We start from the raw sequence: 16,768 nt of genomic DNA, 5'->3' as shown, positions 1-16,768 counted from the left end.
AAAGGCCGATTCCCCTACTCCGCCGCCGACAAATCCCCCGCCCCCTCGTACGCCGCCATCATCGCCATGTTCAGGATCTTCGACACCGACGCGCTCAACGGCGCGATCTGGACCGGCTTGCCCAGGCCCAGCAGCACCGGCCCGATCACCGTCGCCCCGCCCAGCGACTGCACCAGCTTGGTGGCGATCGAGGCCGAGTGGATGGCCGGCATGACCAGGATGTTGGCGCTGTCGGTCAGGCGCATGAACGGGTAGTTGGCGCGCTTTTCCGGGTCCAGCGCCAGCTCGGGCGGCATCTCGCCCTCGTATTCGAAGTCGACGTCCATCTCGTCGAGCATGGCCACGGCCTCGCGCACCTTGTCGGAGCGCTCGCCCATCGGGTTGCCGAAGGTGGAATAGCTCATGAAGGCCACGCGCGGCTTGAAGCCCAGGCGCTTGACGGCGCGGGCGGCCTCGCAGGCGATCTCGACCAGCTCGTCGGCGTCGGGCAGCTCGGTGACGTTGGTGTCGGCCACGAACACGGTGCGGCCCTTGGCCAGGACGACGGACATGCCCATGATCCGCCCGCCCGGGGCCGGGTCGACGACGCGCAGCACCTCCTCCAGGGCCTGGTCGAAGCTGCGGGTGACGCCGGTGACCATGCCGTCGGCCTCGCCCAGGGTGACCATCGAGGCGGCGAAGCTGTTGCGGTCCTGGTTGATCAGCCGCTGGACGTCGCGCTTCAGGTAGCCCTGGCGCTGCAGGCGCTTGTACAGATAGTCGACATAGTCGGGATTGCGGTCGCTGAGCCGGGCGTTGTGGATCTCCAGGCCCGCGGTGGCGGGGTCCAGGCCGACGACGCGCATGTTCTCGTGCACCAGGTTCTCGCGGCCGCAGAGGATGGCCTTGCCGAAGCCGCCGGTCTGGTAGGCGTAGGCGGCGCGGATCACCGACGGGTCCTCGCCTTCCGCGAAGACGATGGTCTTGGGGTTGGCCAGCACGGCGCCGCTGATCTTCTGCAGGAAGCCGGCGGTGGGGTCCAGGCGCTGGGCCAGGCTGGCGCGATAGGCGTCCATGTCGGCGATCGGCCGGCGGGCCACGCCCGTGTCCATGGCCGCCTGGGCCACGAACGGCGGCACGTACCAGATCAGCCGCGGGTCGAAGGCCGAGGGGATGATGTATTGCGGGCCGAACTTCAGCTGGCGGCCGTGATAGGCGGCGGCGACCTCGTCGGGCACGTCCTCGCGGGCCAGCATGGCCAGGGCGTTGGCGCAGGCGATCTTCATCTCGTGATTGACCCGCCGGGCCCGCACGTCCAGGGCGCCGCGGAAGATGTAGGGAAAGCCCAGGACGTTGTTGACCTGGTTGGGATAGTCGCTGCGGCCGGTGCCCATGATCGCGTCCTTGCGGACCTTGTGCACCTCTTCGGGGGTGATCTCCGGATCGGGGTTGGCCATGGCGAAGATCACCGGATTGGGGGCCATGCTGGCGATCATCTCGGGGGTGAAGGCGCCCTTGGCCGAGAGACCCAGCAGCACGTCGGCGCCCTTGACGGCTTCAGCCAGGGTGCGCAGCGGGGTGTCGACCGCGTGGGCGCTCTTCCACTGGTTCATGCCCTCGGTGCGGCCCTGGTAGAGCACGCCCTTGCTGTCGACGGCGATCACGTTCTCGGGCCGCACGCCCATGGCCTTGATCAGCTCCATCGAGGCGATGCCAGCCGCGCCGGGGCCGTTCAGCACCACCTTGACGTCCTGGATCTGCTTGCCGGTGATGTGGCAGGCGTTGATCAGGCCGGCGGCGCAGATGATCGCCGTGCCGTGCTGGTCGTCGTGGAACACCGGGATGTCGAGCAGCTCCTGCAGCTCGGTCTCGATGCGGAAGCATTCGGGGCTCTTGATGTCCTCCAGATTGATGCCGCCGAAGGTGACGCCGATGTTCTTGACGACGGTGATGATCTCGTCGGCGTCCTTGGAGCTGATCTCGATGTCGATGGAGTCGACGTCGCCGAAGCGCTTGAACAGGACGGACTTGCCCTCCATCACCGGCTTGGAGGCCAGGGCCCCCAGGTCGCCGAGGCCCAGGATCGCGGTGCCGTTGGAGATCACCGCCACCAGGTTGCCCTTGGAGGTGTAGTCGTAGGCGGCGTCCGGGTCCTTGGCGATGGCGTGGACCGGCACGGCGACGCCGGGGGAATAGGCCAGGGACAGGTCGCGCTGGGTGGCCATCGGCTTGGTGGCGACGACGCCGATCTTCCCGGGCGTGGGATAGCGGTGGAAGTTCAGCGCTTCCTCGTCCGTGAAGGTCTTCTTTTCCGCGTCGCTCATGGCGCGTTTCCCCTGTCCTGCTGTCCTGCCAGTCACACGATGTGGAGGCGCCGATCGATGCGGCGCGCCCTTATGGGCGGGCACCGTAGCGGCCGGGCGGGGTCGTCACAACCTCGCGCTGGGGAAGTTTCCGGCCGCAAACGCTTGTTCCGCTTGGGATTAGGCCTGTCCAGCGTTGTCATCGGGCCGCTGTTTTCCTTGACCTGAGGGGGCGGGTCGGGAGACTACCGGCCGCACGACGCCCGGGAGATCGCCTTGAGCCAGAACGACTTAGCCGCCGCGCCCGGCGCTTCGGAAGGTACCGTTACCATCGCCCTGGCCGGCGCGCTGGGGCGGATGGGCCAGGCCCTGGCCCGGACGCTGGACGGGCGGACCGACGCGGTGGTCGTGGCGCGGTTTGATCGTCCGGGCGGTCTCGTCGAGGGCCTTGTCGACCGCGACGCGGCCCTGGCGGCCGCCGAGGTGGTCATCGACTTCACCGTTCCCGAGGCCTCGGTGGCCCTGGCCGAGGCGGCGGCGGCCCTGGCCGACAAGGACGGCGGCGGCCCGGCCCTGATCATCGGCTCGACCGGCTTTTCTGACGAGCAGAACGCCCGCATCGCCGCGGCGGCGACCAGGCTCGCCATCGTCAAATCCGGCAACTATTCGCTGGGGGTCAACATGCTGATGGGCCTGGTCCGCCAGGCCGCGGCCGCCCTGCCCGCCGCCGACTGGGACGTCGAGGTCTACGAGGCCCACCACAGGCGCAAGATCGACGCCCCGTCCGGCACGGCCCTGATGCTGGCCCAGGCCGCCGCCGACGGGCGCGGCGTCGGCCTGGGCCAGGTCGCCGACCGCGGCCGCGACGGCATGACCGGCCCGCGCAAGGCGGGGGCCATCGGCTTCTCGGTGGTGCGCGGCGGCGGCATCATCGGCGAGCACAGCGTGATCTTCGCCGGCGAGGAGGAGGTGCTGACCCTGTCGCACTCGGCCACCGACCGGGGGCTGTTCGCGCGGGGGGCGGTGGCCGCCGCCCTGTGGGTCAAGGGAAGGCCGCCCGGGCTCTACGACATGCAGGATGTGCTGGGTTTCGAAAACTAAGGCCTAACAATCGCCGCAGCTTGCGGCATTGTGCCCCCCGATGGCCGAGACCGCACCGCCAGAGCCCCAAACCGACGCCAAGCCGTCCTCCCCGTCGCGGTTCCGCCGCGCGGCGCTGGTCGACGTCGGCCTGGAGGCCATGAGCCTGGCGGCCCTGGCGTTCATCGCCGTGGGCTTCTGCGCCTATGCCGGCCGCCGCGAGATCAGCCGCGAGCTGGCCCTGGCCTGGCTGAACGACCAGGGGATCGAAGCCAGCGTCGACCTGGACGACCTGGACGCCACCGGCTTCGCCGGCGCCATCCGCCTGGGGCCCAAGAACGCCCCGGTGTTCTCGGCCGAGCGGATCGAGGTGGCCTACGATCTGGCTTCCCCATGGACGGGCGGCAAGTTCGCGCTCAACACGCGGGCCGTGCGGCTGGTGCGGCCGCGGGTCAACGCCCGGCTGGACCAGAACGGCCTGAACTTCGGGACCCTGCAGCCGCTGATCGATCGGGCGCTGCAGTCGCCGGCCGAACCGGCCGCCCCGGGTCCGGCGGTGCTGATCGAGGACGCCCGGGTGCTGTTGCGCACCCCCGGCGGTCCCGCCCGCCTGACCGGCGACGCCAGCCTCGACGACGGCAAGCTGCTGCGCTTCGACGGCCGGCTGGCGGCCATGCGTTATGCGACGCCGGCCCTGTCGTTCGAGGCCGACGGCGCGCTGGTCAAGGCCCGCAAGCGCGGCGACCGCCTGACCGTCGACGTCCAGCTGGGCCTGAAGACCTTCAGCGCCGGCCAGCTGGACCTGACCGAGGCGCAGGGGACCCTGCAGGCCGACCTGACCTATCCCGACCTCAAGTCGCTGTCGATGGTCGGTCCGGCCGAGGCGCGGCTGGCCCTGACCGCCCGTGGGGCCGAGGTCGAGGGCGCCAGCCTGGGCGGGCTGGAGGCCAACCTGGCGGTGTCGGGCCTGCTGAGCGGCGACGCGCGGCGCGGCGGCCTGACCGGCAAGACCACCCTGCACGCGCGCGGCGAGCGGCTGACGGCTCAGGGTCTGGACAGCCGCGACGTGGTCGCCGACCTCGACCTGGCCAAACTGGCCCTGACCTACGACCCGACCGGCCTGCGCGGCTCCGCCCGCACCCGCCTGACCGCCAACGCCGACCGGGCCGTGGCGGGCGGGGCGGCCCTGTCGCACACCGTGCTCGAGCTCCAGTCTTCCAGCCTGACGATGGTCGCCGACAAGACCAGAAGCTCGGTCAGCGGACCGCTGTCGGCGGCGCTGGGCAGCGGCCGGGCGGCGATGGGCGGGGTCGTGCTGTCCGGCCTGGCCGCCGACGGCAAGGGCCGGTTCTCGGCCGGGACCGACGGGATCGCCCTGGCCCTGGACGCCCAGGCCGACGCCGACGGGGCCATGACCGGGCCGGACGCCCAGCGCGTGGCCCTGGCCCTGCCCAATCCCGACTACGCCAAGGCCGCCGCCCGGGCCCTGTCGCGGTTCACGCTGAGCGCGCCGGCCCTGAAGCTGGGGATGACCGGCGGACAGACGATCCTGTCCCTGCCCCGTCCCATCGCCCTGACCGCCGCCAGCGGCGCCAAGGTCACGCTGGACGCGCCGGGCGGTCCGCTGGTGGCGGCGCGGGCCGGAACGGCCGACGGCCGGGCGGCGGTCGCCCTGGGCGGCGGCGGCCTGCCTGACCTGACCCTGAAGGTTCCGACCTGGCGCGCGAACGCCGCGGGCCTGACCAGCGACGTGATCGTGGCCGGGGCCGTGGACGTGCCGCCGTTCATCGGCGTCGGCGGAACCCTGGCCGGCCGCGCCCAGCTGGCCGGCGGCGGGCTGAGCATCCGGCTGAACGGCTGCACGCCAATGACCGCCAAGGCCATCGCCATGGGCGAGCCGCCGATCAGCGACGTGACGTTCAAGCTGTGTCCGACCGCCCAGCCCCTGGTCACGGCCAGCGGCGGGCTGTGGCGCGCCTCGGCCCTGATCCGCGACGGGGCGGCCATGGTCAATGTCGCCCAGGCCCGGCTGGAGGGGGTCGAGGCCAGCTTCGTCGGCGGCGGGCGCGGCTTCGACGCCGCCCAGGTCAAGGTCACCGGCGGCCGTGTGGTCGAGGCCTCGACCGAGGGCAAGCGCTTCGAGACGATCGCCGCGACCGGCGAGGTCGACCTGGCCCGCGGCCAGTGGACCGGCGCCCTGGACGGCAAGACCCTGTCCGGCCGCCCGCTGGGCCGGGTGACGATCCGCCACGACGTGGCCAGCGGCCGGGGCCAGGCCGATATCGACGCCTCGACCCTGGCCTTCGCCAAGGGCGGGCTGCAGCCGCTGGACCTGACGCCCCTGGCCGTGGTCGCTCGCGACGCCGAGGGCCCGGTCGCCTTCACCGGCCAGTTCGCGTGGCATGACGAGATCATGACCAGCCAGGGCCGGGCCTCGACCCCAGGCCTGGATTTCAAGAGCCCGCTGGGCCCGGCCCGCCGGCTGAAGGGCGAGATCGTCTTCGACAGCCTGGCCCCGCTGACCGCCCCGCCCGGCCAGGTCGTGACCATCGACACCATCGACGCGGTGGTGCCGATCCAGTCGATCCGGGCCAGCTTCGGCCTCGGCGCCGAGGCCCTGCACCTGGAGACCACCACCTTCGAGGCGTCGCAGGGCAAGATCAGCATCGAGCCGTTCGACGTGCCGCTGGACGGCAAGGGCGCGATGAAGGGCGTGGTCAATATCGCCGGCCTGGACCTGGGCCAGCTGGTGGCCGGCTCGTCCCTGTCCGACAAGGTCAAGATCGAGGCGCTGGTCGATGGCCGCCTGCCGTTCGAGGCCAGCCCGGCCGGCTTCCGTTTCGTCGACGGCAAGGTCTACGCCACCGGCCCCGGCCGCCTGTCGATCGCCCGCGAGGCCCTGACCGGGGTGGAGGCGGGCCAGGGAACGGTCGATCCGGCCGACCCGCTGACCGCGCCCAAGGCCGTGCCGGTCAACGCCATCCAGGACTTCGCCTACCAGGCGATGGAGAACCTGCATTTCGAGACGCTGGAGGCCGGGGTCAACAGCACCGACAAGGGTCGGCTGGGCGTGCTGTTCCACATCAAGGGCGAGCACGATCCCAAGGTGGCCGAAAAGGCCCGGATCGGGCTGATGGAGCTCTTGAACGGCAGCGCCTTCCAGCGCCGCATCCCCCTGCCCGCCAAGACGCCCGTCGACCTGACCCTGGATACGTCGCTGAACTTCGACGAGCTGATCGCCGCGGCCAAGCGCGCCTGGGAGGAAGCCCAGGCCCGTGCGGCCGCGGCCTCGGCGGCGACTCCGTCCGCGCCTACACCGCCTATACCGCCTACACCGCCTATACCGCCTACGCCGCCTACGCCGCCTACGCCTCAGCTTACGCCAACCCCGCCGCCGCGTTCAGGCACGGTTCAGCCTTGAAGCCGCACATTCCCCGAGAACTGGAGAGACCCGCCATGAAGCGCGCCCTGATCCTTCCCCTCCTCGCGGTGGGCGCCCTTGCGGCGTGCACACCGACGGTGCGGGTGAAGGTCGACCCGATCAACATCTACGCCAAGCTGGACGCCAATGTGCGCGTGCAACTGGACAAGGAAGTCCAGTCCGCGATCCAGCAAAACCCCAACCTGTTCTAAGAGAGGAACCGACATGATCCGCAAGACTATGACGGTCCTGGCCCTGGCCGCCTCGCTGGGCGCGACCGTGAGCTTCGTGGCCCTTCCCGCCCTGGCCCAGTCGGCCGCCGCCAAGGCCGCCGTCGACGCCGGCAAGGCCGCGGGCGTCGTGGGCGAACAGGCCGACGGCTTCCTAGGCGTGGTCTCGGGCGGCGACGCCGCCCTCCGGGCCGCCGTGGCCGAAATCAACGCCGGCCGCGCGGCCGTCTACAAGGACACCGCCGCCAAGACCGGCGTCACCGCCGAGGCTGCCGGTCAGGCCACCGCCAAGCAGCTCTACGGCCGCCTGGCGCCCGGCCAGTACTGGAAGCCGCTGAACGGCGGCTGGACGAAGAAGTAGGCGAACGGCCAAGGCTGTTCCTCCCCCTGTGGGGGAGGCGGCCGAAGGCCGGTGGGGGGAGTTTGCGCCGGCGGTCGTGATCACGGTCTACGCCGCACCACTCCCCCTCCGTCGCCCGTCGGGCGACACCTCCCCCACAGGGGGAGGACCTTAGGTTCCTCTTGAACCCGTCCTCGCGAGTCGCCACCTAGGTGTCACGTTGCGAGGCCCAGGCGCCGACTTCGGGCCTGGTCCTCGCGAACGAAGTCGCTTCAGCGAGGACTTCGCGATGACCCGGACGATCCTGTTCGACAGCCCCTTCCTGCTGGGCTTCGAGCACACCAGAGACCTGATCGAGCGCGCGGCCAAGGCCGCCGCCGAAAGCTATCCGCCCTACAATGTCGAGCAGGCCGAGGACGGCGGGGTGCGCATCACCCTGGCGGTGGCCGGCTTCTCGCCCGACCAGTTGCAGGTCACCGTCGAAGGCGGCCAGCTGGTGGTGGCCGGGCGGCGCGAGACCGAGGGCAGGCCCGAAGCCGACAAGGCCTATCTGCATCGCGGCATCGCCGCCCGCGGCTTCCTGCGGACCTTCGTACTGGCCGACGGCATGGAGGTCACGGCCGCCACGCTCGAGCACGGCCTGCTGCACGTAGACCTGGCCCGTCCGGAGCCCGAGCGGCTGGTCCGCCGCATCCCGATCCGCTCGGTGGGCTGATCGCCCGATCGCCCGCCGACAACCCCTCGCTTGATAGCCCATGATCGCGGTCTGAACCCAGACGCGACACGGAGCGTTCCCCTTCCGAAGGAGGTGGTCTTATGACACCCAACCCCGCTACCCCGTTCTTCTCCGCCGAGGCCTTCGCGGCGCTGGGCGCCCCGGACCTGGTCTATGTGCGCCCGATCAAGGCGGCGGAGATCCTGGCCGACGTGCCGGTCGGCGTGACCGACGAGGTCGAGCTGTCTCCCGACCAGACCCTGTACGCGGTGTTCCGCGCCGACGGCGCCCGCCTGGCCGTGCTGACCGACAAGGACGCGGCCGTCGCCGCCGCCCTCGCCCACGAACTGGCGCCGGTGTCGGTGCACTAAGACCCTAGTCGTCGGCCGCATTTTAACTGCGGCCGTTGTTCCCGCCCTTGTGCGGGTGGAAATCCTCGTCCTTCGACAGGCTCAGGATGAGGATTTCCACTGAACCGCCGTCGAATTCGTCCTCATCTGAGCGTGTCGAAGAACGAGGACGGCCGCGCCGCTCGGTCTTGTCGACGCACCCCGTCGAGGCGAGGTAAGGAATCTCGACCGACAACAAGGCGAGGACGACGAAATGAGCGAGACGGGGATCGGACGCCGAAACCTGCTGGGCTTGGCGGGACTGTTGATCGCGGGCCCCGCCTGGGCCGCCGCGCCCAAGCCCCGCGTGGCGATCCAGACCGACCATGGCACGATCGTGGTGGAGCTGGAGGCCGGCAAGGCCCCGATCACCTCCGCCAACTTCCTGCGCTATGTCGACGCCCGCAAGTACGACGGCGGGACCTTCTATCGCGCCTCCAAGACCAAGGGCGTCAAGGGCGCCGGCTCGATCCAGGGCGGGCCGCCCGACCGGGTGCGCCGCTTCGCCCCCATCGCCCACGAAAGCACCCGTCTGACCGGGATCAAGCATCGGGCCGGAACGATCTCCATGGCCCGCAACGCCCCCGGCACGGCCACCTGCGACTTCTTCATCTGCGCCAGCCCGCAGCCCTACCTCGACGCCCATCCCGGCGCAGCGGGGGACAACCAGGGCTTCGCGGCGTTCGGCGGCGTGGTCCAGGGCCTGGACGTGGTCAAGACGATCCTGGCCCTGAAGGCCGACGGGCCGGCACTCTATCCGGCCATGAAGGGCCAGATGCTGAACCCGCCGGTGAAGATCATCGGCATGAAGCGGGTCTGACGGCGATGAAGCACTTCTTGGGAACAGTCGGGTGCGCGGCCCTGGTGTCGCTGGCCGCCGCCCTCCCGTCGACGGCGCTGGCCCGCGAAGGCCTGCTGGCGCGCGCGGTGTCCTGCCAGGTCGACGACGGCGACGTCGCCACGCTGATGGGCGCGCTGGCCGCCGAGGACGCCGGCATGAAATCGGCGGCCCAGGCCTTCGCCGCGCCGTCGGGCAATCTCTATCGCCTGGCCAGGCCGGTCAGCGCGCTGGGCCATTCCGCGGACGCGATCTATGTCTCGCCGGGCCGGATCGTCATGGTGGTTGAAGGCCAGACCCTGGCGGCGGTCTCCGCCCGGCTCCAGCTCGAGGCCGAGCCCTATGGACCCGCCGAGCGGCGGATCGACGATACGCGCAAAATCGTCGCCTACCAGCTCAGCCAAGGGGTCCTGGACGGCAAGGTCCTGGTTGGCTGCGAGTATGGAAATCCCGCCGCCGCGGCCTGGCTGGCCGACGACATGGCGGGGTTCTGACGGGCGGCTGGCCGCTCGACGCGATCAGGCGGCCGTCGGCTTGCTCTCCTGGGCGTGGGTCAGCATCACGTGCACCGCATCGGCCGAGCGGGCCTGGCGCAGTTGCTCGCGCAGCTCAGGCTGGCGCATCATCCGCGACACCCGGGCCAGGGCCCGCAAGTGGCTGGAATCGGCCTCCTTGGGGGCGAACAGGGCGACCAGCAGGTCGACCGGCTTGTCGTCGACCGCGCCGAACGCCACGGGGGTCTCCAGGCGCACGAACACCGCGCGGACCCGGTCGATGTCGGACAGCCGCGCGTGCGGGATGGCCACGCCCTGGCCGACGCCGGTGGAGCCGGCGTTCTCGCGCTCGATCAGGCCCTCCAGCGCCTCGTCGGCGTCGACGCCGAACACCCGGGCGGCGACGTCGGCGATCACGCCGAGGACCTGACGCTTGTTGGCGGCGCTGACTCTGAGGGTGACGGCGCCGGGCTCGAGGAGATCGCCAAGGGTCATGGTGTGGAAACTCGCTCGCAGTCGGTCGTCGCGCTTCGTCGCCGCCTCTCGTCGAGACGGGGGCCTACCGAAACGCGCCGACCGATCCGAGGTTCGATCAGCTTGCGGCCGGAGCGTGCCCGTTCAGCGACTTGGTGCGTTCGGGGTCGATCCAGCCGATATTTCCGTCAGGCCGCCTGTAGACCACCGACAAACCGTCGTGGGCGGCGTTCCTAAACACGATTGCCTGGGACTCGGTCAAGTCCAGTTCCATGACCGCCATGGAAACAGTCATCGTCTTCAGCGAGGCCTGGCTCTCGGCGATGATCATGGCCGACGGGGCGCCGGTCGGATGGTCGTCCTCCGACGTCCAGTCGTCGTCGTCGATCTCGTCGCTGTCGGGGGCCCGCAACACGTACATCGCCGCGTTCTCGGCCTGCTTGGCGTTGGCGGCGATCGAGTGGCTCTTCAGCCGCCGCTTGTAGCGGCGGATGCGCGTCTCGATCTTGGCCAGGGCGGCGTCGAAGGCCGCGTGGGCGTCACCGCCCGACCCATGGCTGATCAGCTGCTGGCCCGAAGCCAGCTTGACCGAACAATCGACCCGGAAGGCGAAGCCCTCCTTGCTGATCACGACATCGGCGTCGCCGCCGCGGTCGAAATACTTGCCGATGCTCAGGGTGATTTCGTCGGAGACTCGCGCTCGCAGAGCCTCGCCAACGTCGACATGCTTGCCGGAGATTTGGACTTGCATGGCCTATCAACGCGCCCGTCCGCGCCTGGTGTCAAGCGTCGCAAAAGCGACTTAAAACAGTCCCGGAATCATGTGCAGCAACCGTTCGACCGCCGCCGCCACCACGCCCGCGCTCAGCACCAGCAGGCCCACGCTGACCGCCGCCATCAGGTAGCCCAGCAGGGCCAGCAGGCCGTCGCGCTGCAGCAGGGCCAGGGCGAGGACGGCCACCGTGGCCCCCGGCGCCAGGTTGCCCAGCGGGATCGGCAGCACCAGCACCAGGGCCAGCAGGGTGCAGACCACGCCGATCAGCCGCTCGCCGACCGGCCCGAACAGGATCTTCAGCCGGGGGCGGGTGACAAGCTCCATCCGCCGGACGATCGGTGTCAGCCTACGGAACAGTCCGCGCAGGTCGTCGCGCTTCAGGGGATGCTCGACCAGCTTGCGCGGCAGCCACGGGACGTCCGACCCCCAGGCGATCTGCGGGGCCAGCAGCAGGATCGGCAGGCTGAGGATCGTCGACGAGCCCGGGGGCAGGGGAAGGCAGTTCAGCAGGCCGAACACCAGCAGCATGGCCCCGAAGGCGCGGCTGTCGAACTGCTCGAGCATCTGGCCGACGGTCAGGACGGGACGCTCGTCCTCGCCGAATCCTTCGATCACGTCGGATAGTCTCTGGATGCTCATGCTCAGCCTTGGGTCGCGTGTCTATCAACGCGGACCGCGAGCGTCCGGACCATCGGTCAGGCGGTTTCCTTGATCAAGCGCCGGCGTTCGACCGACGACGGGATCCGCAGGGCCTCGCGGTACTTGGCCACGGTGCGGCGGGCGATGTCGACGCCGGCTTCCTTGAGGATCTCGACGATGCGATCGTCGGAATGGACGTCCGCCTCGCTGCGCTCGGCCTCGACCAGGGCCTTGATCTTGTGGCGGACGCTGGCGGCCGAGTGGGCCTCGCCGCCCTCGGTGGCCTGGATCGCCGAGGTGAAGAAATACTTCAGCTCGAACACCCCGCGCGGGGTGGCGATGTACTTGTTGGAGGTCACCCGGCTGACGGTGGATTCGTGCATGCCGATGGCGTCGGCGACGGTCTTCAGGTTCAGCGGCCGCAGGTGCTCGACGCCATAGGCCAGGAAGCCGTCCTGCTGGCGGACGATCTCGCTGGAGACCTTCAGGATAGTCTTGGCCCGCTGGTCGAGGCTTTTGACCAGCCAGTTGGCGGTGGCGAAGCTGTCGGAGACGAAGGTCTTTTCCTGGTCCGTCCGCGCGCCCTTGCTGACCCGGGCGTGGTAGCGCTGGTCGACGAGCACCTTGGGCAGGGTGTCGGTGTTCAGCTCCACGTGCCACAGGCCGCCGGGCGTCTCGCGCACGTGGACGTCTGGCGTCAGGGTCTGGGGCGGGTCGGCGTGGAAGGCCGCGCCGGGACGAGGGGTCAGGGCGCGGATCTCGGCGACCATTTCGCGCAGGTCCTCGTCGTCGACGCCGCAGGCCTTGCGCAGGGCGTTCATGTCGCGGCGGGCCAGCAGGTCCAGATTGTCCAGCAGGGCGGCTATGCACGGGTCGTAGCGGTTGACGTCCTTCAGCTGCAGGGCCAGGCACTCGCGCACGTCGCGGGCCATGACGCCGGCAGGCTCGAAGCCTTGCAGGACGCCCAGCACAGCCTCGACGAAGGCCAGGTCGCAGCCCAGGCGGTCGGCGACCTCCTCGAGGTCGGCGCGCAGGTAGCCGGCGTCGTCGACCGCGTCGATCAGCACCCCGGCCACGACGTTCTGGGCGGGGGAGAGGCCGGCCACGGCCAGCTGCTCGGTCAGGTGTTCGACCAGGGTCGGGGCGCGGGTCAGGGCCTCTTCGTAGTGGCCGTCGCCCTCGAAACTGCCGCCGCCGCCGGTGCGCGACCAATCGATCTGGCCGCCGGCCTGCTCGGCTGCGGGATCGGCGCCGTCGCCGGTGGCGCGTTCGCCGGGCGAGACGTCGTCGGGCGCGGCGTCCATCTGTTGGCTGGCGGCGCTGTCGGACACCGCGTCCAGGCCGAGGTTTTCGGGCGTGCGCTCGGCGATGTCTTCAACGGTGCGTTCGGTCTCGGCCGGACCATCGTCGCGCTGGAGCAGGGGATTGCGCTCGAGCTCGGCCTCGACGAAGGCGTCGAGCTCGAGATTCGACAGCTGCAGCAGCTTGATCGCCTGCTGAAGCTGCGGCGTGATGACAAGACCCTGGCCTTGCCGAAGCTCCAATCTGTGGCCGAGAGCCAATGCGCCCTCCTGGGCAAATCAACGACATCTGTTGATCGCCATAAGAGGGGCAGGTTGGTTAACGGGGCGCGAACGCCAGCAAAAAGCGGGCCAGTGCGACACTCCGTCCGGAGAGACGGGCGTTTTTCCCGCAAGGGCGGCTTAACCTACTGAAAAACCAGGATGTCCATTCCGGGCGAGCCGCAGCTGATGGCGGTGCGGCCGGGAATCCGGAACGCCCCGCCCGTCAAAATTTGCCGCGACAAGCTGTCCACGGATTAAAGTTCTGGCGAAAGGTTCGTCGAGGAAGGCCCGGCATCCAGCGTCAGGCGCGCGAAAACCTCGTCCTTCGACAGGCTCAGGATGAGGTTTTCGATTGTCGTCGCCCCGCCAAGCGTCCTCATCCCGAGCCCGTCGAAGGGCGAGGACCAGCCCCGGCGGCCTCAGCGCTCGTCGAAGCTGTCGCCCAGATAGACGCGGCGGACTTCGGGATTGTCGACGATCTCCTGGGGCGAGCCTTCGAAAAGCACCTCGCCGGCGTGGATGATCGAGGCCCGATCGACCATCTGCAGCGTCTCGCGGACGTTGTGGTCGGTGATCAGGATGCCGATGCCGCGGTTCTTCAGGTAGCTGACCACTTCGCGGATGTCGGAGATCGCCAGCGGGTCGATGCCGGCGAACGGCTCGTCCAGCAGCATGAACGACGGTTCGCTGGCCAGGGCCCGGGCGATTTCCACCCGGCGCCGCTCGCCGCCCGACAGCGCCACGGCGGGCGACTTTCGGATGTGGGTGATGCGCAGCTCTTCCAGGATCTGGGTGACCTGCTCGCGGGCCTTGCGTTGGTTCTTCTGGCGCATCTCGACCACGGCCATGACGTTCTGCTCGACCGTCATGCCGCGGAAGATCGAGGCTTCCTGCGGCAGGTAGCCCACGCCCATGCGGGCGCGCTGGAACATCGGCTGGGAGGTGATGTCCTCGCCGTCCAGATAGATCGAGCCATAGTCGGCGGCGACCAGGCCGGTGATCATGTAGAAGCAGGTGGTCTTGCCGGCGCCGTTGGGGCCCAGCAGGCCCGCGACCTCGCCGCGCTTGAGGCGCAGCGAAACGCTCTTCACGACGGGACGGTCGCCGAACGACTTGCCGACGGCGTCGACGAACAGGCCTTCGGAGGCCGCGTCGCGATTGACGCCCAGGGATTGCATCGAAAACGCCATGGGTTCCTACGGCTTGCCGGCGGGCTTCTTGTCTTTGTTCTGGTCGGGATAGAGCACCGCCCGCACACGGGTCTTGCCGCGACCCGTGGCGTTGGATTCCATCTTCACGTCGTTGGTCTTGGTCTTGATCGTCATGCGATCGCCGCGCGCCACGTCCTGGCCCTGAACGGCCACGACGTCGCCGGTCACGACGATGGTGTCGTTGTCATAGGTGTAGACGGCGTGGTCGCCGCGCACCGTCTGCTCGGGCGTCACGTAGAAGACATTGCCGTCGGCCTCGACGCGGTCGACGTCGCCGCAGTCGTTGTTGCCGGTGGGCGAGGACGTCTTGCCCGGCGTCTTGCGGCGATTGTAGACGGTCATGGTCGCCGCCCGCATGCGGGCCTTGTCCTGCAGCACCTCGACCGCGCCGCGGAAGATGGTCTTGCACTGGCTGTTGATGACCTCCTGCTCGTCGGCGGAGATGTCCACCGGCGCGCTGGAATTGTTGCCGCCGGCGGCGGTCGTCTGAGCCGTCGCCGCGCTCCCGAAGCCGACCAGGAGGGCCGGGCCGCTCAACAGGCTGAGGGCGATCGCCGTCGGCGCCATCCATCGATTCATCAACCAGGTCCTCATGTCTATTCGGAAGCCGTCCCTTGTTCCGGGATCGGTTGGCCCGTCTTCCGGTCGATTCGTGTCCTGACGCCGCCCCGGAAGATGATGCGGTCGCCCTTGTCATATACGGAGTAGGCGTTGGATTGCACCTGTCCAGTGGGACCTTCGCCTTGTAGCTCGGTTTCGCCGGTGGTGTTGCCGTTGCGGGTGTCGACCAGGGCCTCGTCCGAGGCGAAGCGATAGCCGGCGCCGTCGTCCATGCGCACATTGCCGTAAAGCTGCAGCTTCAGGGTGTCCTCGCGATAGACGCCGCGGTCGGCGGTCGAGCGGGTAGGGGCGGGGCTGCCCACGCCCAGGGTCAGGGTCGGGGCGTCCAGGAACACCCGCTTGAGGTCGTTCTCGTCGCGCACCGCCGAGCGGGCGGTGATGATGAACGGCCGCCCGTCGCTGGACTGGCCGTAGAAGCGCGGCGTGACCATGCGGATCTGCGCCTTGCTTTCGGACGGCCGCCGGTCGCCGGCGGTGAACGATCGCCACGCCACCTGGCCGCCGACCGTCGCCAGGATGGCGACCATGGCGATCGGCAGGACCACGCGCGCCAGCTTGACGCGGCGCGAGCGGGCGCGCCAGCGGCGCAAGTCCCGCTTGTATCCCGCCCGATCCGCCTCCAGCGTGGTCATGCCTCGGCCTTCAGCTGTGCGCGAAGATGTCGACGTCTTCCCAGCCGGCCAGGTCGAGGGCGGCGCGGTGGGGAAGATAGTCGAACGCCGCCTTCGCCAGGGCCATGCGGCCCTCGCGGACCAGCATGGCGTCCAAACGCTCGCGCAGGGCGTGCAGATGCAGCACGTCGGACGCCGCATAGGCCACCTGTTCGGGCGACAGCGCGGCCGCGCCCCAGTCCGAGCTCTGCTGGACCTTCGACAGCTCGACGCCGACCAGCTCGCGCGTCACGTCCTTCAGGCCGTGGCGGTCGGTATAGGTGCGGGCCAGCTTGCTGGCGATCTTGGTGCAGTACACAGGCGCCGTCATGACACCTAGGTGCAACAGGAACATGGCGATATCGAAGCGGCCGAAGTGAAAAAGCTTCACCACGGCCGGATCGGTCAGCAGGCGCTTGAGGTTGGGCGCGTCATAGGTCGAGCGGTCCAGGCGCACCACGTGGGCGTCGCCGTCGCCCGACGACAGCTGGACCACGCACAGCGGATCGCGGCCCAGGCGCAGGCCCATGGTCTCGGAATCGATCGCGACCGCGGTCGCGCCGGCGAACGCGCCGTCCGGAAGATCGCCTTCATGCAGAAAGTTGGCCAAGTCTAACGTCTCCGCGCCTCGGTCTCGTCGCACGGGACGTTGCGAATTCCGACACGCCTTAAATATGGGGCGCCGACACTATAGGCCGGATGAACAGGATATCTATCCGCTGGTCACGACCATCGCCAGCCCTTGGTTGAGCTTGCGGAGCCTCAATGTCTGGAAATTTCAGATGCCTGGCCGAAGCCTGGATACTTTCGGCGCCACCCCGACCTTCTTTCGAAGGTTGGTAGGGGGTGGTGCCCAGGAGAGGACTCGAACCTCCACGACCTTTCAGTCACTGGCACCTGAAGCCAGCGCGTCTACCAATTCCGCCACCTGGGCCTGCAAAGCAATCCGTGGATCGCCGCGAGGCCGGGACGTTTATGCAAAGGTTTTGACCGCGTCAATCGCTTAGTTGCGCATTTCGTTGCGATTGGGCTCGCGGTCGTCTA

At 69.4% G+C, this 16,768-nt stretch carries 17 protein-coding genes and 1 tRNA gene; 8 read left to right on the top strand and 10 right to left on the bottom strand.

What is annotated here, in order from left to right; translation table 11 throughout:
* Positions 1–14: 14 nt before the first annotated feature.
* A complete protein-coding gene (locus G3M57_RS25620) occupies positions 15–2,303 on the bottom strand; it encodes an NADP-dependent malic enzyme (protein WP_056754781.1) in 2,289 nt (762 codons plus the stop codon).
* 255 nt (positions 2,304–2,558) lie between these two features.
* On the opposite strand from G3M57_RS25620, the gene dapB reads away from it, so the two are divergent.
* The 8 genes from dapB (at position 2,559) to G3M57_RS25580 (ending at position 9,789) form a co-directional block, all read left to right on the top strand.
* A complete protein-coding gene (gene dapB, locus G3M57_RS25615) occupies positions 2,559–3,383 on the top strand; it encodes a 4-hydroxy-tetrahydrodipicolinate reductase (RefSeq protein ID WP_163233530.1) in 825 nt (274 codons plus the stop codon).
* 40 nt (positions 3,384–3,423) lie between these two features.
* The gene (locus G3M57_RS25610) at positions 3,424–6,783 is read left to right on the top strand and encodes an intermembrane phospholipid transport protein YdbH family protein (RefSeq protein ID WP_163233529.1); all 3,360 of its coding nucleotides are present in this window, start codon (positions 3,424–3,426) and stop codon (positions 6,781–6,783) included.
* A gap of 35 nt (positions 6,784–6,818) precedes the next feature.
* Positions 6,819–6,995, top strand: coding sequence for a YnbE family lipoprotein (locus tag G3M57_RS25605; RefSeq protein WP_081684574.1), 177 nt, complete (start codon positions 6,819–6,821; stop codon positions 6,993–6,995).
* Between the two features lie 13 nt (positions 6,996–7,008).
* Complete coding sequence (locus G3M57_RS25600) at positions 7,009–7,374, top strand: YdbL family probable chaperone protein (protein ID WP_163233528.1); 366 nt, start codon at positions 7,009–7,011, stop codon at positions 7,372–7,374.
* 268 nt (positions 7,375–7,642) lie between these two features.
* Positions 7,643–8,068, top strand: a complete 426-nt coding sequence (locus G3M57_RS25595) for an Hsp20 family protein (protein WP_056754787.1) — start codon at positions 7,643–7,645, stop codon at positions 8,066–8,068.
* Between the two features lie 101 nt (positions 8,069–8,169).
* Complete coding sequence (locus G3M57_RS25590; RefSeq protein WP_028041338.1) at positions 8,170–8,439, top strand: DUF1150 family protein; 270 nt, start codon at positions 8,170–8,172, stop codon at positions 8,437–8,439.
* A gap of 232 nt (positions 8,440–8,671) precedes the next feature.
* Positions 8,672–9,277, top strand: a complete 606-nt coding sequence (locus tag G3M57_RS25585; protein ID WP_163233527.1) for a peptidylprolyl isomerase — start codon at positions 8,672–8,674, stop codon at positions 9,275–9,277.
* A gap of 17 nt (positions 9,278–9,294) precedes the next feature.
* Positions 9,295–9,789, top strand: a complete 495-nt coding sequence (locus G3M57_RS25580) for a hypothetical protein (RefSeq protein ID WP_163233526.1) — start codon at positions 9,295–9,297, stop codon at positions 9,787–9,789.
* A gap of 24 nt (positions 9,790–9,813) precedes the next feature.
* Here the strand turns inward: G3M57_RS25580 and ptsN are convergent, their stop codons facing one another.
* The 9 genes from ptsN to G3M57_RS25535 form a co-directional block, all read right to left on the bottom strand.
* Positions 9,814–10,284 carry a PTS IIA-like nitrogen regulatory protein PtsN gene (gene ptsN / locus G3M57_RS25575; RefSeq protein WP_056754798.1) on the bottom strand — a complete coding sequence of 157 codons (471 nt, stop codon included), beginning with the start codon at positions 10,282–10,284 and terminating at the stop codon, positions 9,814–9,816.
* Between the two features lie 97 nt (positions 10,285–10,381).
* Positions 10,382–11,014, bottom strand: a complete 633-nt coding sequence (gene hpf, locus G3M57_RS25570; RefSeq protein ID WP_056754801.1) for a ribosome hibernation-promoting factor, HPF/YfiA family — start codon at positions 11,012–11,014, stop codon at positions 10,382–10,384.
* A 51-nt stretch (positions 11,015–11,065) separates the two neighbouring features.
* Positions 11,066–11,677 (bottom strand): exopolysaccharide biosynthesis protein, encoded by a 612-nt coding sequence (locus tag G3M57_RS25565; protein WP_056754804.1) that lies wholly within the window; start codon positions 11,675–11,677, stop codon positions 11,066–11,068.
* A 56-nt stretch (positions 11,678–11,733) separates the two neighbouring features.
* Positions 11,734–13,239 carry an RNA polymerase factor sigma-54 gene (gene rpoN, locus G3M57_RS25560; protein ID WP_163233525.1) on the bottom strand — a complete coding sequence of 502 codons (1,506 nt, stop codon included), beginning with the start codon at positions 13,237–13,239 and terminating at the stop codon, positions 11,734–11,736.
* Between the two features lie 422 nt (positions 13,240–13,661).
* Complete coding sequence (gene lptB, locus G3M57_RS25555) at positions 13,662–14,420, bottom strand: LPS export ABC transporter ATP-binding protein (protein ID WP_056755649.1); 759 nt, start codon at positions 14,418–14,420, stop codon at positions 13,662–13,664.
* Between the two features lie 18 nt (positions 14,421–14,438).
* Positions 14,439–15,032 (bottom strand): LptA/OstA family protein, encoded by a 594-nt coding sequence (locus G3M57_RS25550; RefSeq protein ID WP_056755652.1) that lies wholly within the window; start codon positions 15,030–15,032, stop codon positions 14,439–14,441.
* 17 nt (positions 15,033–15,049) lie between these two features.
* Positions 15,050–15,706 (bottom strand): LPS export ABC transporter periplasmic protein LptC, encoded by a 657-nt coding sequence (lptC, locus tag G3M57_RS25545; RefSeq protein WP_163233524.1) that lies wholly within the window; start codon positions 15,704–15,706, stop codon positions 15,050–15,052.
* Between the two features lie 10 nt (positions 15,707–15,716).
* Positions 15,717–16,334: a ribonuclease D gene (locus G3M57_RS25540; RefSeq protein WP_056754813.1), complete on the bottom strand. Its 618-nt coding sequence runs from the start codon at positions 16,332–16,334 to the stop codon at positions 15,717–15,719.
* 237 nt (positions 16,335–16,571) lie between these two features.
* Positions 16,572–16,658 (bottom strand) — tRNA-Leu (locus tag G3M57_RS25535).
* Between the last annotated feature and the right edge of the window lie 110 nt (positions 16,659–16,768).

The organism is Caulobacter rhizosphaerae (assembly GCF_010977555.1).
GTDB classification, from domain to species: domain Bacteria; phylum Pseudomonadota; class Alphaproteobacteria; order Caulobacterales; family Caulobacteraceae; genus Caulobacter; species Caulobacter rhizosphaerae.
This window is presented reverse-complemented; position numbering and strand designations above follow the sequence as displayed.